Annotated in this window: 25 protein-coding genes; 21 read left to right on the forward strand and 4 right to left on the reverse strand. The window is 62.3% G+C overall.

Annotation, left to right across the window (positions count from 1 at the left end; all coding sequences use genetic code 11):
* The first annotated feature begins 18 nt into the window (after positions 1-18).
* From AC0L2V_RS05755 to AC0L2V_RS05780, 6 genes are all read left to right on the forward strand, one after another.
* Positions 19-1,053 (forward strand): cysteine synthase A, encoded by a 1,035-nt coding sequence (locus AC0L2V_RS05755; RefSeq protein ID WP_077377624.1) that lies wholly within the window; start codon positions 19-21, stop codon positions 1,051-1,053.
* Complete coding sequence (locus tag AC0L2V_RS05760; protein ID WP_473519643.1) at positions 1,053-1,796, forward strand: alanyl-tRNA editing protein; 744 nt, start codon at positions 1,053-1,055, stop codon at positions 1,794-1,796. Before AC0L2V_RS05755 ends, AC0L2V_RS05760 begins: the two co-directional genes overlap by 1 nt.
* Positions 1,797-1,879: 83 nt before the next feature.
* Positions 1,880-2,731 (forward strand): 3-mercaptopyruvate sulfurtransferase, encoded by an 852-nt coding sequence (gene sseA / locus AC0L2V_RS05765; protein WP_473519644.1) that lies wholly within the window; start codon positions 1,880-1,882, stop codon positions 2,729-2,731.
* Between the two features lie 5 nt (positions 2,732-2,736).
* Complete coding sequence (locus AC0L2V_RS05770) at positions 2,737-3,300, forward strand: GNAT family N-acetyltransferase (RefSeq protein WP_027154015.1); 564 nt, start codon at positions 2,737-2,739, stop codon at positions 3,298-3,300.
* A 112-nt stretch (positions 3,301-3,412) separates the two neighbouring features.
* The gene (gene dapB / locus AC0L2V_RS05775) at positions 3,413-4,219 is read left to right on the forward strand and encodes a 4-hydroxy-tetrahydrodipicolinate reductase (RefSeq protein ID WP_473519645.1); all 807 of its coding nucleotides are present in this window, start codon (positions 3,413-3,415) and stop codon (positions 4,217-4,219) included.
* A gap of 77 nt (positions 4,220-4,296) precedes the next feature.
* Complete coding sequence (locus AC0L2V_RS05780; RefSeq protein ID WP_091591155.1) at positions 4,297-4,764, forward strand: DUF1203 domain-containing protein; 468 nt, start codon at positions 4,297-4,299, stop codon at positions 4,762-4,764.
* A gap of 221 nt (positions 4,765-4,985) precedes the next feature.
* On the opposite strand, the gene AC0L2V_RS05785 is transcribed toward AC0L2V_RS05780, so the two are convergent.
* Together AC0L2V_RS05785 and ald are read right to left on the reverse strand one after the other, a co-directional pair.
* A complete protein-coding gene (locus AC0L2V_RS05785; protein WP_473519646.1) occupies positions 4,986-6,287 on the reverse strand; it encodes an outer membrane protein in 1,302 nt (433 codons plus the stop codon).
* A 200-nt stretch (positions 6,288-6,487) separates the two neighbouring features.
* The gene (gene ald, locus AC0L2V_RS05790; RefSeq protein ID WP_091591151.1) at positions 6,488-7,603 is read right to left on the reverse strand and encodes an alanine dehydrogenase; all 1,116 of its coding nucleotides are present in this window, start codon (positions 7,601-7,603) and stop codon (positions 6,488-6,490) included.
* Positions 7,604-7,762: 159 nt separating this feature from the next.
* Between ald and AC0L2V_RS05795 the strand changes: the two genes are divergently transcribed.
* Positions 7,763-8,236, forward strand: a complete 474-nt coding sequence (locus tag AC0L2V_RS05795; protein WP_023799250.1) for an Lrp/AsnC family transcriptional regulator — start codon at positions 7,763-7,765, stop codon at positions 8,234-8,236.
* Here the strand turns inward: AC0L2V_RS05795 and AC0L2V_RS05800 are convergent.
* Positions 8,233-8,889: a 5-formyltetrahydrofolate cyclo-ligase gene (locus AC0L2V_RS05800; protein ID WP_473519647.1), complete on the reverse strand. Its 657-nt coding sequence runs from the start codon at positions 8,887-8,889 to the stop codon at positions 8,233-8,235. The genes AC0L2V_RS05795 and AC0L2V_RS05800 overlap by 4 nt on opposite strands.
* 204 nt (positions 8,890-9,093) lie before the next feature.
* Between AC0L2V_RS05800 and AC0L2V_RS05805 the strand changes: the two genes are divergently transcribed.
* On the forward strand, positions 9,094-10,359 hold the full coding sequence (locus AC0L2V_RS05805) for an NAD(P)/FAD-dependent oxidoreductase (protein ID WP_473519648.1): 1,266 nt from the start codon (positions 9,094-9,096) through the stop codon (positions 10,357-10,359).
* 207 nt (positions 10,360-10,566) lie between these two features.
* On the opposite strand, the gene AC0L2V_RS05810 is transcribed toward AC0L2V_RS05805, so the two are convergent.
* Positions 10,567-11,823 carry a class I SAM-dependent methyltransferase gene (locus AC0L2V_RS05810; protein WP_473507637.1) on the reverse strand — a complete coding sequence of 419 codons (1,257 nt, stop codon included), beginning with the start codon at positions 11,821-11,823 and terminating at the stop codon, positions 10,567-10,569.
* 242 nt (positions 11,824-12,065) lie between these two features.
* Here AC0L2V_RS05810 and AC0L2V_RS05815 point away from each other — a divergent pair, with 242 nt between their 5' ends.
* From AC0L2V_RS05815 to AC0L2V_RS05875, 13 genes are all read left to right on the forward strand, one after another.
* Positions 12,066-12,200, forward strand: a complete 135-nt coding sequence (locus tag AC0L2V_RS05815; RefSeq protein WP_023799246.1) for a hypothetical protein — start codon at positions 12,066-12,068, stop codon at positions 12,198-12,200.
* 108 nt (positions 12,201-12,308) lie between these two features.
* Entirely contained in the window at positions 12,309-12,599 is a 291-nt protein-coding gene (locus AC0L2V_RS05820) for a Dabb family protein (protein ID WP_027154007.1), read from the forward strand.
* Between the two features lie 210 nt (positions 12,600-12,809).
* Complete coding sequence (locus tag AC0L2V_RS05825) at positions 12,810-13,721, forward strand: VOC family protein (RefSeq protein ID WP_473519649.1); 912 nt, start codon at positions 12,810-12,812, stop codon at positions 13,719-13,721.
* Positions 13,718-14,548: a 3-deoxy-8-phosphooctulonate synthase gene (kdsA, locus tag AC0L2V_RS05830; protein WP_023799243.1), complete on the forward strand. Its 831-nt coding sequence runs from the start codon at positions 13,718-13,720 to the stop codon at positions 14,546-14,548. The genes AC0L2V_RS05825 and kdsA overlap by 4 nt, the downstream gene beginning before the upstream one ends.
* 101 nt (positions 14,549-14,649) lie before the next feature.
* Positions 14,650-14,853: a dodecin family protein gene (locus AC0L2V_RS05835; protein ID WP_023799242.1), complete on the forward strand. Its 204-nt coding sequence runs from the start codon at positions 14,650-14,652 to the stop codon at positions 14,851-14,853.
* A 97-nt stretch (positions 14,854-14,950) separates the two neighbouring features.
* Entirely contained in the window at positions 14,951-15,316 is a 366-nt protein-coding gene (locus AC0L2V_RS05840; protein WP_023799241.1) for a PRC-barrel domain-containing protein, read from the forward strand.
* A 403-nt stretch (positions 15,317-15,719) separates the two neighbouring features.
* Complete coding sequence (gene eno / locus AC0L2V_RS05845) at positions 15,720-16,994, forward strand: phosphopyruvate hydratase (protein ID WP_473507639.1); 1,275 nt, start codon at positions 15,720-15,722, stop codon at positions 16,992-16,994.
* 199 nt (positions 16,995-17,193) lie between these two features.
* Positions 17,194-17,517: an FtsB family cell division protein gene (locus tag AC0L2V_RS05850; protein WP_023799238.1), complete on the forward strand. Its 324-nt coding sequence runs from the start codon at positions 17,194-17,196 to the stop codon at positions 17,515-17,517.
* 171 nt (positions 17,518-17,688) lie between these two features.
* A complete protein-coding gene (pdhA, locus tag AC0L2V_RS05855; protein ID WP_473507640.1) occupies positions 17,689-18,735 on the forward strand; it encodes a pyruvate dehydrogenase (acetyl-transferring) E1 component subunit alpha in 1,047 nt (348 codons plus the stop codon).
* 15 nt (positions 18,736-18,750) lie between these two features.
* Positions 18,751-20,139 carry a pyruvate dehydrogenase complex E1 component subunit beta gene (locus tag AC0L2V_RS05860; RefSeq protein ID WP_128169073.1) on the forward strand — a complete coding sequence of 463 codons (1,389 nt, stop codon included), beginning with the start codon at positions 18,751-18,753 and terminating at the stop codon, positions 20,137-20,139.
* Between the two features lie 4 nt (positions 20,140-20,143).
* A complete protein-coding gene (locus AC0L2V_RS05865) occupies positions 20,144-20,437 on the forward strand; it encodes a DUF5076 domain-containing protein (RefSeq protein WP_473507641.1) in 294 nt (97 codons plus the stop codon).
* 9 nt (positions 20,438-20,446) lie between these two features.
* Positions 20,447-21,859: a pyruvate dehydrogenase complex dihydrolipoamide acetyltransferase gene (locus AC0L2V_RS05870; protein ID WP_473507642.1), complete on the forward strand. Its 1,413-nt coding sequence runs from the start codon at positions 20,447-20,449 to the stop codon at positions 21,857-21,859.
* 148 nt (positions 21,860-22,007) lie between these two features.
* Positions 22,008-22,646, forward strand: coding sequence for an SGNH/GDSL hydrolase family protein (locus AC0L2V_RS05875; RefSeq protein ID WP_473507643.1), 639 nt, complete (start codon positions 22,008-22,010; stop codon positions 22,644-22,646).
* Positions 22,647-22,656: the final 10 nt, after the last annotated feature.

Consider the following 22,656-nt stretch of genomic DNA (forward strand, 5'->3'; position numbering starts at 1 on the left):
AAGCATAAAGGAATCTCCATGCCCCGTTCTGTGATCGAAGCGATCGGCAATACGCCTCTGATCCGCCTCAACAAAGCCTCGGAAGAAACCGGCTGCGAGATCCTGGGCAAGGCCGAATTCATGAATCCGGGCCAGTCGGTCAAGGACCGTGCCGCGCTGTTCATCATCCGCGACGCCGAGCAGCGCGGACTCTTGAGGCCGGGCGGGGTGATCGTCGAGGGGACGGCCGGCAACACCGGCATCGGATTGACACTGGTCGCCAAGGCGCTTGGCTACCGCACCGTAATCGTCATTCCGGAGACGCAAAGCCAGGAGAAGAAGGACACGATCAGATTGCTCGGCGCCGAGCTGATCGAGGTGCCTGCCGTTCCCTACAAGAACCCCAACAATTATGTGAAACTGTCGGGCCGTCTGGCCGAGCAGATGGCCCGGTCCGAGCCGAACGGCGCGATCTGGGCCAATCAGTTCGACAACGTCGCCAACCGTGATGGCCATACCCGCACCACGGCGGAAGAAATCTGGGCCCAGACCGGCGGCAAGGTCGACGGTTTCGTCTCGGCGGTCGGCTCCGGCGGAACGCTGGCCGGGGTCGCCTTCGGGCTCAAGGCCAGGAGCAAGGACGTCAAGATCGCGCTCGCCGATCCGCTCGGTGCGGCGCTCTACAGCTTCTACACCAGCGGCGAGCTGAAATCCGAAGGCAGCTCGATCACCGAAGGCATCGGGCAGGGGCGGGTCACCGCCAATCTGGAAGGGTTCACGCCGGATTTCTCCTTCCAGATCCCGGATGAGGACGCGCTGCCGATCGTCTTCGACCTGATCCAGGAGGAAGGCCTGTGCGTCGGCGGCTCGACCGGCATCAACATTGCCGGCGCGATCCGGCTGGCACGTGAGATGGGTCCCGGCCATACCATCGTGACCGTGCTTTGCGACTACGGCACGCGCTATCAGTCGAAATTGTTCAACCCGGAATTCCTGCGTCAGAAGCAGCTGCCGGTGCCGGGCTGGATGGAGCAGCGGAGCACAATCTCGGTGCCGTTCGAAAAGGTTGCGTGATGGCTTACAGGACGGATGCCCTGTTTCGCGACGACGCCTATCTCAGGACGGCTGATGCCGTGGTTGTCGCCGTCAACGACCGTGGCGGCATCATTCTGGACCGGACGATCTTCTATGCCACGTCGGGCGGGCAGCCCGGCGATACGGGCACCCTCGAACGCGCCGACGGCAGCCTGATCGCTGTTGCCGCCACCATCACAGGTGAGACCAAGGATGACATCATCCATGTGCCGCCGCCTGAGCAGGCGGTGCCTGAGGTCGGCGAACCGGTAAAGCTTGCCCTCAATTGGCAGAGGCGGCATCTGCTGATGCGCATGCACACAGCCTGCCACTTGCTTACCGTCGTCTGCCCGTTCCCGATCACCGGTGCCTCGGTTTCCGAGGACGACAGCCGTATCGATTTCGATATTCCGGATGCCGGCTTCACCAGGGAAGACGTGACGGCCCGGCTGATGGAATTGGTGCGGGCCGACCACCCGGTCTTTGTCAGGCTGATCACCGACGAGGAGTTGGCGGCCAATCCGGGACTGGTGAAATCGAAGAATGTTCGGCCGCCGGTCGGCACGGGCAAGATCCGCTTGGTCTGCATTGGCGAGAACGCCTCGATCGACAGCCAGCCTTGCGGCGGCACTCATGTGAAGAGCACTGGAGAAGTCGGCGAGATCCATATCGGCAAGATCGAGAAGAAGGGTCGCGAGAACCGGCGCTTCCGAATACGCTTTGGACCAATGCCGCCGGCCTGATAAACAGCCGGCCTGATAAACAGCCGGCCTGATAAACAGCCGGCCTGATAAACAGATTATCGAAGGCGGGCAGGAGAAGAACAATGGCCGAAGACAGCCCTTTCACCATCGATGCGGACTGGTTGCAGAAGCGCCTCGGCGAGCCTGGCCTGACCATCGTCGACGCGTCCTGGTATTTGCCGGCGCAGAAACGCGACGCGCGCGCCGAATATGACGCAGCGCACATTCCGAGCGCCCGTTTCCTGGATCACGATGCGATCTCGGATCCTGATTCCCCACTGCCGCACACACTGCCGTCGCCGCAGCATTTCGCCCAATATGTCGGCGCCATGGGCATTTCGGCCGACGACACCATCGTTGTCTATGACGGCCCGGGCTTCTTCTCGGCGCCGCGCGCCTGGTGGATGTTCCGTGTCATGGGGGTGTTCCAGGTCTACATATTGGACGGCGGCTTCGATCGCTGGAAAGCGGCTGGACGGCCGGTGACGGCGGAGCCGACGAAGATCGCGCCTTGCGTGTTCCATGCCGACTTCGATGCCGCTCGCGTCGCCAGCCTGGCCGACATGCGCCGGATCGTCGAGACCGGAGAAAGCCAGATCGCCGACGCGCGTTCGCCTGGCCGGTTTGCCGGTACCGAGCCGGAGCCTCGCGCCGGCGTCCGCTCGGGTCATATGCCCGGCGCGCGCAATGCGCCGTTTTCGGCGCTTGCCGAGGATGGCGAGTTGCTGTCGAAAGACCGGTTGCGCAAGGTGATCGAGGACGCCGGCATCGACCTGTCAAAGCCGGTCGTCACCTCTTGCGGCTCAGGCGTTACGGCGGCGGCGATCACGCTGGCGCTCGAGACGCTAGGCCACACCGACAACAGGCTCTACGACGGTTCATGGACCGAATGGGGTGGGCTTGGCGATACGCCCGTCGAGACGGGCAAGGACTGACTGCGATGGAAAACGGCGCGCTTGAAGACATCGAGGTCACGGTGACGTTTCTCGAAATGCATGCGCCGCCGGCCTATTCGCCGCCGCTGCCGTATAACCGCCAGATCGCATTGCTGAAAACCAAGGACATTCCGCTGCATTTCTACCGCTATTTGATGGATCGGGTGGGCCGCAAATGGCACTGGGTCAACGTGCTGAGGCTGAGCGACGAGGAGCTTTCTGCCGGGATCCACCGCGAGGACCGGGACATCAGGGTGCTGTATCTCGACGGGTCGCCGGCCGGCTTTTTCGACCTGAAGCCGCATCTGCCGGGAGAAGTGGAACTGGCCTATTTCGGCATGATGGAGCACGCCACCGGCCAAGGCATCGGCCGCTGGTTCCTGGGTGCGGCGATCGACGCCGCCTGGTCGCACGGGCCAAGGCGGGTGACGGTGCAGACCTGCACGCTCGACCATCCAGCGGCATTGCCGCTCTATCAGAAGCTCGGCTTTGAACCGGTCGCGCAAAAGAAGGAGATGGTGCATCCAATGACCTTCGCCGAACGTGCGGCCAGCGTCATGCGGCCATGATTTTCTCCGCAGACTGAATTTCATCGATGCTTCAGCTCGGAGGCAAACTGTTGGAGCGTTCGCCACGCATCCAAGGGAACGCGTGGCGCTCGAAATGGCGATGGGAGGATCAATGATGATTCGGGTGGTGATGGCCGGTGCGACCGGCTGGGTCGGCAAGGCACTGGTTCCGGCGATCGGGGCGCAAGGCGACATGGCGCTGGCCGCGGCCGTGTCACGCAGCGGCGCTGGGCAGGATTCCGGCCTGCTTGTCGGCCTGCCGGCAAACGGCATCATCGTTGCCGCCTCGCTGGCCGAGGCAATGGAGGTGCCGTCGGACGTGCTGGTCGACTACACCAAACCGCATGTCGTGAAGGACCATGCGCTGCTGGCCATCGAAAACGGACGGCACGTGGTGATCGGCACCTCGGGGCTGGGTGCGGCCGATTTCGGCGAGATCGATGCTGCAGCCCGCGCCAACCATGTCGGCGTCGTTGCCGCCGGTAATTTTTCGATCACCGCCACGCTGATGAAGCGGTTTGCCCTGATGGCGGCGAAATACGTGCCGGATGTCGAGGTCATCGACTATGCCAGCGCCAGGAAACCCGACGCGCCGTCCGGCACGGCGCGCGAGCTTGCCGAAGCGCTGGCCGATGTCCGCAGAGCTTCGACCGCGCGGCCGGTCTCGGAGATCTCCGGTGTGCCGGGAACGCGCGGTGCTGCGGTTGGCACGGGCGAGGGGGTGCAGGTGCACGCGCTTCGCCTGCCTTCCTACATCCTGTCCTGCGAAGCGCTGTTCGGCCTGCCCGACGAGCGGCTGACCATCCGCCACGATGCCGGCTCGTCCGCTGCTCCTTATGTGGCCGGCACGCTGCTCGCCATCCGGCGGGTACAGGAGATCACAGGGCTGGTGCGCGGTCTCGACGCGCTGATGGACTGATCCAGATTGGCAGGAATCGGGTGGGAAGCGCTGGCGCAGCGACGTAATTTCCGGTCGACGACATCGGAGATTGCACCATGACCATCCAGTTCAAGGCCTTGCCCACGGAAGGCGTCAGAGCTTTGCAGCGCGGCGGGCCGGACGCCTATGGCCTGATCCCAGAGCGGAAAATATCCGACGGTGACGGCGTGCCTTGCCGCCACTGCCTGAAGAACGTCGCCGCTGGAGAAGCGTACCTTGTCCTGGCTTATCGGCCATTCCCGCAATTGCAGCCTTATGCCGAGACGGGTCCGATCTTCCTGCATGCCGAGCCTTGCGAGCGCGCTGCCGAGGCCGAGGCGCTTCCCGAAATTCTCGAAGGCAGCGACTACATCGTGCGCGGTTACGGCAGCGACGATCGCATCGTCTACGGCAGCGGCGGCGTCATCCCGACGGGCGCTATCGCGGCGCGGGCCGAGAGTTTGTTCGAGCGCGACGATATCGCCTATGTGCATGTTCGCTCGGCACGCAACAACTGCTATCAGTGCCGGATCGAGCGCGCGTGACCGGATCTGTCGCAGCTGTCGTGCGCCTGTCGCAATGTCGCGTTATGGAATGATTGTCGATCGATTTGCCGACCGCGGATGAACCGGCGGGAGATCTCGATATCAGAGGAAGCGGGGCTTTGGCTCCGCTTTTTTGCTGCCTGCATTATATTTCTTTACCCAAAGAAAAAGCCCGCCGGAATGACCGACGGGCTTTGACTGTTGTCTGGACGGCTCGAAAATTAGTTGAACTTGTACTTCGCACCAATGCGGACGGTGTGGAACGAAGGCGTGGAGGTGAGAGAGTCGTCCGGCAGCCCAAGTTCGGACGAAAAATCCTCCTCGGAGAACTGCGAGTAGCGGTATTCGAGGCCGACGGTCACGTTGCTGGACATGGCCGTTTCCAGACCACCACCCACCGAGAAGCCGCTGGAGTCCCAATCGAGGATGTCGCCTATGGGCGAAGACGCATTCAGATCGAAATGCTCCCAGCTGTAACCGCCGAGCACATAGGCGAGTGTCGATTCGTTGACTTTCATGCCGACGCGGGCAAGCACATCGAAGCCGTAATCGGTATCCAGATTGATCGATCCGCCTGGAAATTCCAACTCGGAGGTCATGCCGGAGTAGCGGGCATCCACCATGACACCTGCGACCCAGCTGCCGAAATCATGGTCATAGCCGACGTTCAATTCGCCGAACACACCTTCGCCGCCGAGCCCGTTGAACTCGAGCCCGCCAAGCGGCGGAACTTCGATCTGATGCACCGACGCACCCGCGCCGGCGGCGCCGCCGACGTAGAAGCCGGTCCAGTTGTAGGCAGGCGCTTCAAAAGAGGCGACGCCGCCATTCTGGGCGCCAAAGCGATAGTTGGCCCCGACCTGGAACGTATGCCGCGACGTGTCGATATTGAGGGCGCCATCCGGCAAACCGAACTCGGAAAGCAGATCATCATTGGTACCGAAGCGGGTATAGCGATATTCTGTCTTGATGGTCCAGTTGCCGTTGATGGCCGTTTCAACGCCGGCTCCGACGAAGTAACCGCTCTGGTCCCAATCCAGGTCAAAACCAGCGTTGGTGTCGAGTTTGTATTTCTGCCAGGAATAGCCGCCGAGCACATAGCCCAACGTGTTCGGCGTGAACAGGTAACCGGCTCGCAGACCAGCATCGAAACCGTAGGTCTCGCGGACCGAAGCCTCCAGTCCAGCTACATCGAGCGTGGTTTCAATGTTGCCGATATGGGCGTCCAGGAGTCCGCCGATCAGGAAGCGCGGCGACACCATATAGTCGTATCCAACGGTCAGTTCACCGTATACGCCTTCACCACCAATGCCGTTCAACGAGAAGCCCGGAAGGAAATCGCTGCTGAGCTCGTGGACATTGGCGCCGGCGCCAACGCCGAAGCCGACATAAATGCCACTCCAGTTGAAGGCCGACGTTTCGACCACCGGCACAAGCGCGTCGGCGGCCTGAGAAGCCGATCCGAGCGCCAGTACGGAAACTGCGCCAAGAAGAAGAGATTTTGCGAATCGTTTGCTGGTCATTGCCCCTGCCTTTTGAAAAACCCGTCAGCCGTCTAGCACCTGCCCACGCCGGCGGATGTAACAAAAAAGCCACAGGAATGACACATTGCAAGCAAAACGGGTAAAGCCGGTCTGCTGAACGCAAACCGTGAAATTTTCTTGTGGAAAAAAGAGCCGCCGGGGGCGTCGGCGGCTCTTTCGGGAGAGAATCAGCGGCGGGTTCAGGCGGCGAGAACGGCCTTCGGCTCGACCAACTCATAGCCGAGTGATTCGGCCACCGCGCGGTTGGTGATCTTGCCCTTGTGGACATTGAGGCCGTTGCGCAAATGATGATCGTCGACCAGCGCCTTCAGGCCTTTGTCGGCAAGCTGCAGGCCGTAATGCAGCGTCGCGTTGTTCAACGCCTGGGCCGAGGTGACCGGCACCGCGCCCGGCATGTTGGCGACGCAATAGTGAACGACGCCGTCGACCTCATAGGTCGGGTCGGCATGAGTTGTGGCGTGCGAGGTCTCGAAGCAGCCGCCCTGGTCGATGGCAACATCGACCAGCACCGAGCCTTTCTTCATTCCCGACAGCATTTCGCGCGAAACGAGTTTTGGCGCGGCGGCACCCGGGATCAGCACGGCGCCGACGACGATGTCGGCCGAAAAACATTCCTCTTCCAGCGCCTCGACCGTCGAGTAGCGGGTGTGGACGCGGCCGCCGAAGATATCATCGAGCTGGCGCAGGCGCGGGATCGAGCGGTCGATGATGGTGACGTCGGCGCCAAGGCCGGCCGCCATCCGTGCGGCATGCAGGCCGACGACGCCGCCGCCGAGCACAGTGACCTTGCCAGGCAGCACGCCGGGCACGCCGCCGAGCAGAACGCCGCGGCCGCCATTGGCCTTCTGCAGCGCGGTGGCGCCCGCCTGGATCGACAGGCGGCCCGCGACTTCCGACATCGGCGCCAGCAGCGGCAGGCCGCCGCGGTCGTCGGTGACCGTCTCGTAGGCGATGGCCGTCACGCCCGAGGCCAGCAGGCCCTTGGTCTGCTCCGGATCCGGAGCGAGATGGAGATAGGTGTAGAGGATCTGGCCGTCACGGAGCTGGACCCATTCGTTGGGCTGCGGCTCCTTGACCTTGACGATCATGTCGGACTTGGCAAACACGTCGGCGGCCGTCTTGGCGATGGTGGCGCCGGCGGCGCGATAGGCGTTGTCGTCGGCGCCGATGCCGGCGCCGGCGCCGGTCTCGACCAGCACTTCGTGGCCATGCGCGACATATTCGCGGACCGATCCCGGCGTCAGGCCGACGCGGTATTCGTGGTTCTTGATTTCCCGGGGGCAGCCGACGCGCATCTTCTTCTCCTCCTGCTCCAGCCTTTTGGGGCATGTTCGCTGTTGAGAGACAGTGAACCACGAATCGTCGCGTAGGTGTTTGCGAATACGCTTGCGCAAGACGGTGCGGTTCGATAATCGTTGCGTAAAACAGCTGGATTGTCGCAGGAATCCCGAAAAATGCCGCTCGACAGGATTGATATCGCCATCCTCGAAACGTTGCAACGGGATGGGCGGATACCCAACGCGGCGCTTGCCGAGAAGGTCGGCCTGTCACAGTCGGCCTGCTCGCGGCGGCTGGACAATCTGGAGAAATCCGGAACCATCCGCGGCTACCACGCCCGGCTGTCCAATGCCGCTCTTGGCCACCAGATGACGGCGATTGTGCATATATCGCTGTCGGGGCAATTCGAAAAGACACTGTCGGATTTCGAGGCGGCGATAAAGCGCTGCCCGAACGTGTTGTCCTGCCACCTGATGTCGGGTGAATACGATTATATCCTGCGCATCGCGGCAAAGGACCTCGTCGACTATGAGCGCATCCACAAGGAATGGCTGTCGGCAATGCCGCATGTGACGAAGATCAACTCGTCGTTCGCCTTGCGCGAGATCGTCGACCGGACGGCGGTCGGGATGAAGCCGGAACTTGCCTAGGCTTTGAAAGCCTCCGTTACCACCCGGTCCATCGGGATGTCATGCGGCTGCGGGTAGATGGTGGCGATGCGCTGCAGTTCGTAGCCGACACCGATGACCAGCGGCTTGAACGGCATCGCCGCCAGCGTGCGGTCGAAGAAGCCGCCGCCATAGCCCAGCCGATACTGTCTCGGATCGATGCCGACGACAGGCGAGATGACGATGTCGGGCAGCACCGCATCGCCTCCAGCCGGGATCGGGATGTTCCAGACACCCTTCTCAAGCCGGTCGCCCGGTGCGTAGGCGCGAAAGATAAGCGGGCGGGCTTTTTCGACGACAACGGGCAGTGCGGTACGGCCGCCGCGCTCATTGACGGAAGCTATCCAGGCCCGCAAATCCGGTTCGCCGCGGAACGGCCAGTAGAGGCTGACCATGCGGCCGGCAATGTCGCCGATCACCGCGTCGAGGTTTTCGCCGATGCGCTGCGACATTGCCGTCCGCACTTCAGCCGGGACAGCGAGGCGCGCCGCAATCAGCCGCTCGCGCTCGGCCTTGCGCCACCGTTTCACGTCGTTCCAGTCGGATAGGGGCGGCCGGAATTCCGGGTCGAGCTCGTGCATGAAGCAAGGCGGCGAGGAATATTGCCCCGGACCGTCGTCATGATCGCTAGCCAAGTTCCTCTCCTTTCGTCTGCTTCGATGAAATTATACTCGGCGGCAGGATGGGGGCATGTACAACAGCGACATCTCAGGGCGTGCAGTCGGCAAAGTCGGATGTTGTTGCGGTGCACAAAAGTCGCTACATCAGCCTTGGCGAAATTGCTGTCCAGTCTGCGCTCCCGCCCCACCTGCGCCCAACCTGCTCCCGGAGTGAATGAGATGAACAAAACCAGCCATCATGTCGTCGTCGTCGGGGCGGGCTTCGGGGGTCTCGAATTCACCCGCGCGCTTGACGGTGCGCCGGTGCGCATCACCATGATCGACAAGCGCAACCATCATCTTTTCCAGCCGCTGCTCTATCAGGTGGCGACCACGGCACTGGCGACCTCGGAAGTCGCCTGGCCGATCCGCCATCTCCTGCGCAAGCGCAAGGATGTGACGACACTGCTGGCCACCGTCAGCGGCGTCGACCGCGCCGGCAAAAACGTGCTGCTCGATGATGGCGGCGCGGTTGGATACGACACGCTGCTGCTGGCCACCGGCGCCCGCCACGCCTATTTCGGCCATGACGAGTGGGAGAATTTCGCACCGGGGCTGAAGACGTTGGAGGACGCCACCACCATTCGACGGCGCATCCTGCTTGCCTTCGAGCAGGCCGAGCGGGAGACCGATCCCGCCAAGCGCCAGGCGCTGCTGACACTGGCGATCGTCGGTGGCGGACCGACCGGCGTGGAACTGGCCGGCACCATTGTCGAACTGGCGCACGAGATGCTGCGCGGCGAGTTCCGCAACATCGATACGCGGCAGACGCGCGTGGTGCTGATCGAGGCCGGTGACCGTATCCTCCCCAATTTCGCGCCGGAACTCTCCGACTATGCCAGCAAGGCGCTCGAGCGGCTTGGCGTGACGGTCGAACTCGGTCGGCCGGTGACACGTTGCGACGCGGAGGGTGTCGTCTTCGGTGAAACGCATCTGCCGGCCAGGACTATCCTGTGGGCAGCAGGCGTCGCCGCTTCGCCGGCCGCCGAATGGCTGGGGGCGGCAGCGGACCGCGCCGGCAGGGTGCTGGTCGAGCCCGATCTGACCGTGCCGGGCAGCCCAGAAATTTTCGTCGTCGGTGACGCTGCACACGTCCTGCGGCCGGATGGCCGCATGGTGCCCGGCGTGGCACCGGCCGCCAAGCAGCAGGGCCGGCATGTCGCCGCGACGATCAAGGCCCGGCTTGCCGGCGACGCAGCCCCGCGGCCTTTCCGCTACAGGCATGACGGCGACCTGGCGACGATCGGCAAGCGCGCCGCCGCGATCGATTTCGGCTGGATCAAGCTCACCGGCCGGCTGGCCTGGTGGCTTTGGGGCCTGGCGCACATCTATTTCCTGATCGGCTTCCGTAACCGGCTTGCGGTTTCGCTGAGCTGGCTATGGATCTACTTGACAGGGCAGCGCAGCGCGCGGCTGATCACCCAAGGCGACGATGACAGGCGCTGACGTTTCCGCCCGCGCACATGCATCCGCACGTCATCTGTTCCCGTATGGACTCGACCGGATTCAGGCGCGAAGCTCTGCTTCGGTCAGGACTTGGCACGCTGTTGAAGGCTGGCACGCCATTGAACAGCAGCCGGCTCGAACCGCATCATCGACTTGATGTTCGACGGAGAACCAATTGATCCCATGCGGAAATTAGTCGTCGCCACCCTAAGTCCTGTAAACCACCTGGCGGACATCGATGTAGCTGGCGCGGAAGCCGGCTTCGCAATAATGCAGGTAAAACTCCCAGAGCTTCTTGAAGCGGTCGTCGAAACCGAGCGGGACGATCTTTTCCCATGACCCACAAAAACGGTGGCGCCATTCGGCGAGCGTGCGGGCATAGTCGTCCGGGAAAATGCGCTCGCGCAGATGAGCAAGGCCATGGTCTTTACCGAGCGTTTTCAGGATCGACGGCGTCGGCAGCATGCCGCCCGGGAAGACGTAACGCTGGATGAAATCCGGCCGGCCGCGATAGGTGTCGTAGGCTTTCTCGTTGATGGTGATGATCTGCAGGCCGGCGGTGCCGCCAGGTCGCAGGCAATCCCTCATCTTGCCGAAAAACACGGGCCAGTACTTTTCGCCGACCGCCTCGAACATCTCGATCGAGGCGATGCGGTCGTAGGAACCGGTTTCGTCGCGGTAGTCCTGCAGCTTGATGTCGATCTTGTCGGCAAATCCAGCCTTCTGGACGCGTGCTCTGGCGAAATCATGCTGCTCGCGGCTGATCGTCAGCCCGGTGACGCGGCAGCCGATCTCGCGCGCCGCGAATTCGGCAAAGCCGCCCCAGCCGCAACCGATTTCAAGCACGTGGTCGTTCGCGCCGATGCCCGTGTCCTTGGCCAGCGCGCGATATTTGGCGGCTTGCGCGCTTTCCAGATCGTTGGCGCCAGCCGCATAGAGCGCCGACGAATAGGTCATGCTCGGATCCAGCCATTCCTTGTAAAAGGCGTTGCCGAGATCGTAATGCGCCGAAATGTTGCGCTTCGAGCCGGTGCGAGTGTTTTGGTTGAACCAGTGGCGGACACGCTGGACGGCGTTGATCAACCAGCTGGCGCCGCCGGCGATGCGCTCTCCGATTTCTGAATTGACGACGAACAGTTCCAGGAAACTGGTCACATCGGGACTGTCCCAATCGCCGTCGATGTAGGATTCGGCGATGCCGATGGTGCCGCCGGTGAAGGCGCGGCCGGGCAAGCGCCAGTTCTTGAGCACCAGTTCGGCGTCCGGACCCGGGCCCTTGCCGCCGACGAGGACGGCGCGGCCGTCCGGCATCCTCACCTTGAGCGAGCCACGCGGCAGGTTCATCGCCGCCGACAGCACCATGCGCGCCTTGGCCGGCAGGCCTTTGACGGTCTCGGCGAAATTGAATTCGTCCAACTTGACCGCGTCGCCCGACGCAACGCTGGTGTCTTCCTTGTGAGCCATGTCACGCCCCCGGGACTTCTGCGGCGCCGGCGCAAAATCGCCGGTTTCCAACTCTCTCGCAGTTCATCGGCAGGGCGCGAACGCCGCTTCCCGATGAATTCCCGCGCAATCTTTCACGTCATCAAGGGGAACTTCAAGAGCCAAGGCAAGCGAGCACGGATCATGGAAAGATTTTGGGGGAGGGCGCTGATCAACGCCGGAATCACTATGGTTGCAGCCACCCGGATGCAGTAGTTTTAGCCATGCGTTATGTCATCGTCATCTGCGCCGTCACGTTCTTCCTGATCTGGGACGGGCTCTACAATCAGGGCAGCTATCTCGACACCACGGTCAGGGAGATTAACCGCATCGTGCGCTACATCACCAGCATGATGTAGGTTTCCTCGCCTTCGACCCAACGCGTTGTTGCCGCGACATCGTTGCCGGTTGACGCAATCGTGTTGCCCACACAAAACATGGCTGCACATCGATCGAGGAGGCTGGGGTTGATCCGGCATATCGTTTTCTTCAGCGCACGGCACAAAGAGGACGTCGAGGCCGTACGCACGGGCTTGCTGGCGCTGGGCAACATCCCCCATTCCCGTCTGTTCGAGGTGACGCTCAACAGCAAGGTCGACCCGCTTTCGGACGAGATCGACGTGGTCGTTTATGCCGAGTTCGAGGATGACGCCGCTCTGGCCGCGTACAAGGCGCATCCGCTCTATGCCGAGACGACCAGCCAGGTCAAACCGCTGCGTGAATTGCGCTATTCGGCGGACATCGTGGCTGCGACTTGAAGGGAAACTGACCGAAGCAGGAGCGCACCCATCTGCGGCCGTTGGTTCGGTCGGATCAGCGCCCTGCCGCTTTCGCGCGTCGCCAAGGCAGCGTGGCCAAGAACAGCCATCGCGACGACCGCTGCCGCTATATGAAATCCCTGCGCGTCAGGCGAGGGCTCTTGAACCAACTTCCGGAATGATGCACACCGCGCCGGCATGATCGAGACGATGCCAGCACGCCCTCATTCGCCCGGCGCTTATCCGCCCGGCCCCTGTCCGCTTGACCATCTTGTCCTGCCGACCGCGAGCCTCGACGTGGCACGGGCGCGGCTGGCTTCGCTTGGCTTTGTCGGGGCGCCGACCGGCATCCATCCTTTCGGCACGGAAAACTGCTGCGTCTTCCTTGAGGACGGCACCTATCTCGAGTTGCTGGCAGTGGGCAATGCGCAAGCGGCGGCGAAAGCGATCGCCGACGGTAACGCCTTCGTCGCGCGCGATCGCGCCTATCGCGACAGCTGCGGCAATGAGGGATTTTCCGCCCTTGTCCTGGGCACCCAAAGTGCGGATGCCGACCACGCACGCTATGTCGAAGCCGGCCTGTCGGCTGGAGACATGCTGAGCTTTTCGCGCACCTTCACCGACGCGGCGGGAAACAGCGACACGGCATCGTTCAAACTGGCCTTCGCCTCCGGCACCGGGGCGACGGACGCATTCCTGTTTGCCTGCGAGCGGATCAATGCGCCGAAAGTGGACCGCAGCGCGTTGCAGGTCCACGCCAATGGCGCAAACGGCATTGTCGAGGTCGTGGCGGTCAGCACCGAGCCATCCGAACAGCGCCGATTGATTTCGATCGCGACGCACAGTCCGGCGACCGTGCCGGGGAGCAGCACTGCGTTTGAGCTGCCGAACGCGACCTTGACCCTCCTTGACCCCGTCGCTTTCGAATCGCGCTTCGGCATACCTGCCGGCGCGCCATCGGAACTCCGCTTCGCGGCGATCGTCTTTTCAGTTGGTTCCGCCGACACGGTCGCCAAGCTGCTTGCAGCAAGTTCCGTAGAACATGACTTACGCGGCGATGATATTGTCGTGTGGCCGGCATCCGGGCAGGGTGCGGCCTTCGTTTTCCAGGAGAAAGCATGAGCAAGCCCAATTCGTCCGTAACCGTCGGCAATGTCGTCTTCGGCAACAGCGCGCCGCTGTCGCTGATTGCCGGCCCGTGCCAGCTTGAATCGCGCCAGCACGCCTTCGACATGGCTGGCGCGCTGAAGGAACTGACCGAGAAGCTCGGGCTGGGCCTCGTCTACAAGACCAGTTACGACAAGGCCAACCGCACCTCGCTTGGCGGCACGCGCGGCGCCGGGCTCGATGCGGCGCTGCCCGTCTTCGACGATTTGCGCAAGGCGTTTTCGCTGCCGATCCTGACCGATATCCACACCGAGGAACAGTGCGCGCTCGTGGCGCCGCATGTCGATATCCTGCAGATTCCGGCTTTCCTCAGCCGCCAGACCGATCTGCTGATCGCGGCGGCAAGAACCGGCAAGGTCGTCAATGTGAAGAAGGGCCAGTTCCTCGCGCCGTGGGACATGAAGAACGTCGTCGCCAAGGTCACCGGTTCCGGCAACGCCAATGTGCTGGTCACCGAGCGCGGCGCGTCCTTCGGCTACAACACGCTGGTGTCCGATATGCGCGCCCTGCCGATCATGGCCGAGATCGGCGCGCCGGTGATTTTCGACGCCACGCATTCGGTGCAGCAGCCGGGCGGGCAGGGCGGCTCGTCAGGCGGCGATCGGCGCTTCGTCGAGACGCTGGCGCGCGCCGCGGTTGCGGTCGGTGTCGCCGGCGTCTTCATCGAGACGCATCAGGATCCCGACAACGCCCCCTCCGACGGTCCCAACATGGTGCCGCTGAAGGACCTTCGGGCGCTGCTTGAAAGGCTGATGGCATTCGATCGCGTCGCCAAGGGCTGAGCAAGTTCAGCGGCCCAGCCCTAAGTCCGACCCGAAACTTGTGATCAACAGGCGCCGGTTGTACGCTGCCCAGGCAACCGAGTGCCTTGGAGGACGAAGCCATGTCCGTCGCCCGCGTCACCGAAATCACATCATCGTCGAATAAGAGCTTTCAGGACGCCATCGAACAGGGGATTGCCCGCGCGGCAAAGACATTGAAAAACGTCGAAGGCGCCTGGATCCAGGACCAGAAGGTCGTCGTCGAGAACGGCACGATCTCCGCCTACCGCGTCAACATGAAGGTCACCTTCATCCTCGCTGAGTGATCAGCCCTGCACGTATGACCGCGTCCATAAAAGTCTGGAACCTTCGCAGCCCTCTCCTCATTGTCGAAGCTGAAGTGAACGACAAAAGGAGCACATCATGACAACCCAGACAGGACACACTGAAGCCATCGCTGCCTCGCGGGTGATCGGCACTTCCGTCTACAACACGGAAGGCACGCACATCGGCGACATCGAGGATGTCATGCTCGACAAATTGTCGAATGGAATCATGTTTGCCGTGATCGGCTTTGGCGGATTTCTCGGCATCGGCGAGAAATACCACGCCATTCCGTGGGCGAGCCTCGACTATGACGAGAACAAGGGCGGCTATGTCGTGCCGTTCACCAAGGAGCAACTGAAGGCAGCTCCCGCCTATTCGATCAACGAATTGACGGGCGCCGACGGCGAGGCCGCGCGTGATGCTTCATACAGTTACTACAGGGTAGAGCCTTATTGGCATTGATCTTGCTCTGCCGGAATCAAAAGGCCCCCGGTTGAACCGGGGGCCTTTTTTGCAGGATATCTACTCCGCTGCAATGGTCGACAACTCTACCGCGCCCTGTTGAGGCTGCTGAGTGTCACACGACGTCAAAAACGCCGCCGCGATCAGGAACAAACTCACAATACCGCTCAACTGAGACATGGCGAAACTCCTCCTGTTTCGCCCCGCGCAGCTGTGAGCATAAACCAGAAAGCCGCATGCCGCCAAGGCCTATGACCGACATGACTTATGATGACAGCAATTTGTGCTTCGTGATTCGATGTGGCGGAAGTGGCGGCACTATTTGCGGACGCCCCGATTGCGTTTTGCGGCACTTTGGCTAAGACGTGCGCGACGCTTCGTCAGATCAATCGGGGACATCGCAATGACTGCCATCATCGACATTGTCGGGCGCGAAATCCTGGACAGCCGCGGAAACCCGACCGTCGAGGTCGACGTCGTGCTCGAAGACGGCTCGATGGGCCGCGCTGCGGTGCCTTCCGGCGCCTCGACCGGCGCGCATGAGGCGGTCGAGCTGCGCGACGGCGGCGCCCGCTACCTCGGCAAGGGCGTCCTGCGGGCGGTAGAGGCCGTCAATGGCGAGCTGTTCGAAGCTATCGGCGGGATGGAAGCCGAGAACCAGATCCACATCGACCAGACCATGATCGAGCTCGACGGCACACCCAACAAGAGCCGCCTCGGCGCCAATGCGATCCTTGGCGTGTCGCTGGCGGTGGCCAAGGCTGCGGCGGAGGCGGCTGGCCTGCCGCTCTACCGCTATGTCGGTGGCACCAAGGCGCATGTGCTTCCGGTGCCGATGATGAACATCATCAACGGTGGCGCCCATGCCGACAACCCGATCGATTTCCAGGAATTCATGATCCTGCCGATTGGTGCGCCGACACTGCGTGACGGCGTGCGCTGGGGTTCGGAAATTTTCCATACGCTGAGGAAGCGGCTGAAGGACGCCGGCCACAACACCAATGTCGGCGACGAGGGTGGCTTCGCTCCTAACTTGAAAAGCGCGCCCGCAGCGCTCGATTTCATCATGGAATCGATCGAGAAGGCCGGCTTCAAGCCGGGCGAAGAGGTTGCGCTCGGCCTCGACTGCGCCGCGACCGAATTCTTCAAGGACGGCAACTACGTCTATGAAGGCGAGAAAAAGACCCGCGATCCGAAGACCCAGGCCAAGTATCTGGCCAGGCTCGCCGCGGACTATCCGATCATCACCATCGAGGATGGGCTGGCCGAAGACGACTGGGACGGCTGGAAAACGCTGACCGACCTCATCGGCAACAAGACCCAGCTGGTCGGCGACGATCTGTTCGTCACCAATACGGCCCGGCTGCGCGACGGTATCCGCATGGGCGTCGCCAATTCTATCCTGGTCAAGGTCAACCAGATCGGCTCACTGACCGAAACGCTCGATGCCGTCGAGACCGCGCACAAGGCCGGCTACACCGCGGTCATGTCGCACCGCTCGGGCGAAACCGAAGATTCGACCATCGCCGATCTCGCCGTCGCCACCAATTGCGGGCAGATCAAGACGGGTTCGCTGTCGCGGTCGGATCGCATGGCCAAGTACAATCAGCTCATCCGCATCGAGGAAGAGCTCGGCAAGCAGGCGCTCTACGCCGGCAAGTCGATCGTGAAGGGCTGAGCCGCAGAAAATCCTAAAACCCAGAAAATCCGAAAACGAAAGGGCGGGGCATTCTCGCCTTTTTTGTTTCAACACCGCCAGATCCGGTCGTCCGTAACCGTCCATTAAGCACAATCGGGCGAGAAAGGGCTAGGTCGCAGAGTGGTTAGAGCGCCCTTTGCGCGTCCAGGCGCGCGCGGTGCTCTAAGGGATTTGGGTCATGTGGACACGTCAGCACAAGCAGAGAAATACCGGTCGGCTGATCATCCCCTCGCTCTGCGTGGCGTTCCTCGCCTATTTCGGCTTTCATGCCTACCACGGCGAATTCGGCATCTATTCCAAATACCGGTTGCAAGCCGAAGCAGTCGACCTGCAAGGTAAGCTCGATGCCGTCAAGGCGCGCCGGCTCGATCTGCAGCGGCGTGTTCAGCTCATGCATCAGGGCACGCTGGAGAAGGACATGCTCGACGAGCAGGCGCGCAAGGCGCTCAATGTGTCCCACGCCGACGAAATCACCATCATGCTACCGGCCACGGCAAGATAACCAAATTCAAGTTAATCGCCGATATTTTCAACGATTTTAATCGCTTAGACGCATGTCAGCCATGCATTTTCGGCATGGCGAAACGCTTTCTTGCGTGTTAGCCTTTGCCAAATCGGTGGGGAGAACTGATCTCCCTCAGTGTCCGCAAGAGACGCCAACAGGGAGTGATGCATGGCCACCGCCGCCAGAAAAGCGCCTGCCAAAACCAAACCCAAATCCGACGGCAGATCGGCAGGGCTTTCAGCCCCCAAACCTCTCGACTTCACCAAGGATGAGGAGCTTGACGCCTACCGGCGCATGCTGCTCATTCGCCGCTTCGAGGAAAAGGCCGGCCAGCTCTACGGCATGGGCTTCATCGGCGGCTTCTGCCACCTCTATATCGGCCAGGAAGCAGTTGTCACCGGCATGAAGATGGCGCTGATCGACGGCGACCAGATGATCACCGCCTATCGCGACCATGGTCACATGCTGGCGATGGAACTGTCGCCGCGCGGCGTCATGGCCGAATTGACCGGGCGCCGCGGCGGCCTGTCCAGGGGCAAGGGCGGCTCCATGCACATGTTCTCCAAGGAGAAGCATTTTTACGGCGGCCACGGCATTGTCGGCGCGCAGGTTTCGCTCGGCACCGGCCTCGCCTTCGCCAATCGCTATCGTGGCAACAACAATGTGACACTGACCTATTTCGGCGACGGCGCCGCCAATCAGGGCCAGGTATATGAAAGCTTCAACATGGCCTCGCTGTGGAAGCTGCCGGTGATTTTCATCATCGAGAACAACCGCTATGCCATGGGCACCTCGGTAACGCGTTCGTCGGCCGAGACGGATTTTTCGCACCGCGGCGCCTCCTTCAAGATCCCCGGCATCCAGGTCGATGGCATGGACGTCCGTGCAGTCAAGGCAGCCGGCGATCTCGCCACCGAATGGTGCCGTGACGGCAAGGGGCCGCTGATTCTCGAAATGCAGACCTATCGCTACCGCGGCCACTCGATGTCCGATCCGGCAAAATACCGCTCCAAGGAAGAAGTGCAGAAGATGCGCTCCGAGCGCGACCCGATCGAGCAGGTCAAGGCGCGCCTGCTCGACAAGAAGTGGGCTGATGAGGACGAGCTCAAAGCCGTCGACAAGGAGGTCCGCGACATTGTCGCCGACGCCGCCGAATTTGCCCAGAACGACGCAGAGCCGGATCCGTCCGAGCTCTGGACCGATATCGTACTATAACGAGAGGGCAAGGCCATGCCGATCGAAATTCTCATGCCCGCTCTCTCGCCGACTATGGAAGAGGGCAATGTTTCCAAATGGTTGAAGAAAGAGGGCGATAAGGTTGTCGCTGGTGATGTCATCGCCGAGATCGAAACCGATAAGGCGACGATGGAAGTCGAGGCCGTCGACGAAGGCACGCTAGCCAAGATCGTGGTTCCTGCCGGCACCGAAGGTGTCAAGGTCAACACGCTGATCGCCGTGCTCGCCGTTGATGGTGAAGACGTCGACAAGGCAGGCGAAGGCATCGGCGAGGAACCTGCCAAGGCGGAAACTGCAGCGCCAGCGCCTGCTGCGGCCAAAAGCGAGGGCGCAGCACCTGTCGCCGCGGCGCCGAGAACCGAAATCGCCGCCGATCCCGACATCCCGGCCGGCACGGAGATGGTCTCGACCACGGTGCGCGAAGCGCTGCGTGACGCGATGGCCGAGGAAATGCGCCGTGACGCAGACGTCTTCGTGATGGGCGAGGAGGTCGCCGAGTACCAGGGCGCTTACAAGATCACGCAAGGGCTGCTGCAGGAATTCGGGGCGCGTCGCGTCGTCGACACACCGATCACCGAGCACGGTTTTGCCGGCGTCGGTGTTGGCGCGGCGATGGCCGGCCTGAGGCCGATCGTCGAGTTCATGACCTTCAACTTCGCCATGCAGGCGATCGACCATATCATCAACTCCGCCGCCAAGACGCTCTACATGTCCGGCGGCCAGATGGGCGCGCCCATCGTCTTCCGCGGGCCAAACGGCGCGGCCGCCCGCGTCGCCGCCCAGCATTCGCAGTGCTATGCCGCCTGGTACAGCCACATTCCCGGCCTCAAAGTGGTGATGCCCTACACCGCCGCCGACGCCAAGGGATTGCTGAAGGCCGCGATCCGCGACCCGAACCCGGTCATCTTCCTCGAGAACGAAATCCTCTACGGCCAGTCCTTCGATGTGCCGAAGATCGACGATTTCGTGCTGCCGATCGGCAAGGCGCGCATCCACAAGTCGGGCAAGGATGTCACCATCGTCTCTTTCGGCATCGGCATGAGCTACACGGTGAAGGCAGAGGCCGAATTGCGTGGCATGGGCATCGATGCCGAGATCATCGACCTCAGGACCATCCGCCCTCTCGATTTCGACACCATCATCGCCTCGGTCAAGAAGACCAATCGTCTCGTGGTGGTGGAGGAAGGATTCCCGCAGAGCTCGGTCGGCGACCACATCGCCAGCCAGGTGTCGCAGCGCGCCTTCGATTTCCTCGACGCGCCGGTCATCACCATTGCCGGCAAGGACGTGCCGATGCCCTACGCGGCAAACCTCGAAAAGCTGGCATTGCCCAATGTCGCGGAAGTCATCGAGGCGGTGAAAGCCGTGACGTACCGGGGTTAACGAGATGTCGCGCGAACTAGAAGTTCCCGCGGTGGTCGTCGAGAACAGCGAATTCGATGAAATACTCCGCGTCTGGATTGGTTCGGACGCGGTCGTCACGATGCAAGACCTCTTTGGACCAAATGCTCACAACTGGGGCATGGTGCTCGCTGATGTCGGCATGCACATAGCCAGGATGAGACTGGAACAAGATGACATCCCTGAAATCGAGACGCTTCAGGCATTGGAAGAAGGCTATCGAGGCAGAATGTCGGAGCAGTTCAATATCCAGCACCGTTCACTAACCGGGCGGAACTGAGGAGGAAAAATGCCGATCAACATCACCATGCCGGCCCTGTCGCCCACGATGGAAGAGGGCAATCTTGCCAAGTGGCTGGTCAAGGAGGGCGACAAGGTTTCGCCGGGCGATGTGATCGCCGAGATCGAGACCGACAAGGCGACGATGGAAGTCGAAGCTGTCGATGAGGGCACGGTGGCCAAGCTGGTGGTTCCAGCCGGCACCGAAGGCGTCAAGGTCAACGCGCTGATCGCCGTGCTCGCCGCCGAAGGTGAAGATGCGGCGGCTGCCGCCAAGAGCGGTGACGGCGCTGCCGCTCCGGCAAAAGCCGAGGCAAAACAGGATAAGGCGCCAATCTCCCCACCCGTGGGGGAGATGTCGACGAAGTCGACAGAGGGGGGCGCTGTCCCGCCAGCGGCGAGGAACGAAGCGCCCCCCTCTGGCCTGCCGGCCATCTCCCCCACAAGGGGGGAGATCAGCCAGTCGGACGGTCGCACCTTCGCCTCGCCGCTGGCCCGTCGCATCGCCCGGGAAGCCGGTGTCGATGTCTCCGCGGTGACCGGCTCCGGCCCGCATGGCCGCGTGGTCAAGGCCGATGTCGACGCAGCGATTTCCAGCGGCGGCGCCAAGGCGGCACCCGCCGCGAAAGCCGCACCTGCCGGCGCTCCGGCTCCGGCGGCCGCAGCCAAGCCAATGTCGGACGACCAGGTGCTGAAACTGTTTGCCGACGGCTCTTACGAGCTTGTCCCGCATGACAACATGCGCAAGACCATTGCGCGCCGGCTGGTCGAGGCCACGACCACCATCCCGCATTTCTACCTGACGCTCGACTGCGAGCTTGATGCGCTCCTGGCCCTGCGCACGCAGCTCAATGCGGCCGCCCCGGTGAAGAAGACCGACAAGGGTGAGGCGCCGGCCTACAAGCTGTCGGTCAACGACATGGTCATCAAAGCGATGGCAATGGCGCTGATGGCGGTGCCGGATGCCAATGCGTCATGGACCGAGAGCGCCATGGTCAAGCACAAGCATGCCGACGTCGGTGTCGCCGTGTCGATCCCCGGCGGGCTGATCACGCCGATCATCCGGCGTGCCGACGAAAAGACGCTGTCGGTCATCTCCAACGAGATGAAGGATCTTGCCAGCCGCGCGCGCAGCCGCAAGCTGAAGCCGGAAGAATACCAGGGCGGCACCACTGCGGTGTCCAATCTCGGCATGTTCGGCATCAAGGACTTTGCCGCCGTCATCAACCCGCCGCATGCGACGATCCTGGCGGTCGGCGCCGGCGAGGCGCGCGCGGTGGTCAAGAACAGTGAGATCAACATCGCTACAATCATGTCAGTCACTCTGTCGACCGATCACCGCGCCGTCGACGGCGCGCTCGGCGCCGAACTGCTCGGCGCCTTCAAGCGCATGATCGAAAACCCGATGGGCATGCTGGTCTAGAAGGGAAACAAGGCGGTGCGGAAAAACTCTTCACCAGCCTTTTTGCCTTCAGCCTTTCCAGCGTTGCAACGATCGTCGTGCATTGGCTGTTCGTGGGTTGGCGGGTGAGGGGCGCGCAGGCAGATTTCGACCGGAGTGGGGCAAACGCATGAAAACAGTCCTTTGCTACGGCGATTCGCTGACCTGGGGCTATGATGCGGCAAGTCTGGATCGCCACCCGCTCAACGACCGCTGGCCGAGTGTGCTGCAGGCGACGTTGGGAGCCAGCGTCGAGGTCATCGCCGAAGGCTTGAACGGCCGCACAACGGCTTTCGACGACCATTTGGCCGGCGCCGACCGTAACGGCGCAAGAGTGCTGCCGACGATCTTGATGACGCATGCGCCGATCGACCTGGTCATCATCATGCTCGGCGCCAACGACATGAAGCCGTGGATTCACGGCAATCCGGTCGCCGCCAGGCAAGGCATGCAGCGCCTGATCGACATCGTGCGCGGTCACGACTACCCGTTCGATTGGCCGTCGCCGCAAATCCTGATCGTCGCGCCGCCCGCCGTCAGCCGCACGGAAAACGCCGAATTCAAGGAAATGTTCGCCGGCGGCGATGAAGCGTCGAAGCGGCTGGCGCCACAATATTCCGTCCTTGCCGACGAGGTCGGCTGCGGCTTCTTCGATGCCGGCTCGGTGGCCGAGACCACGCCACTCGACGGCGTCCATCTCGACGCAGAGAACACGCGCAAAATCGGGCAGGCATTGGCGCCAATCGTGCGCGTCATGCTGGAACTCTAGAGAATCATGG

It is taken from the genome of Mesorhizobium sp. WSM4814 (assembly GCF_055811595.1).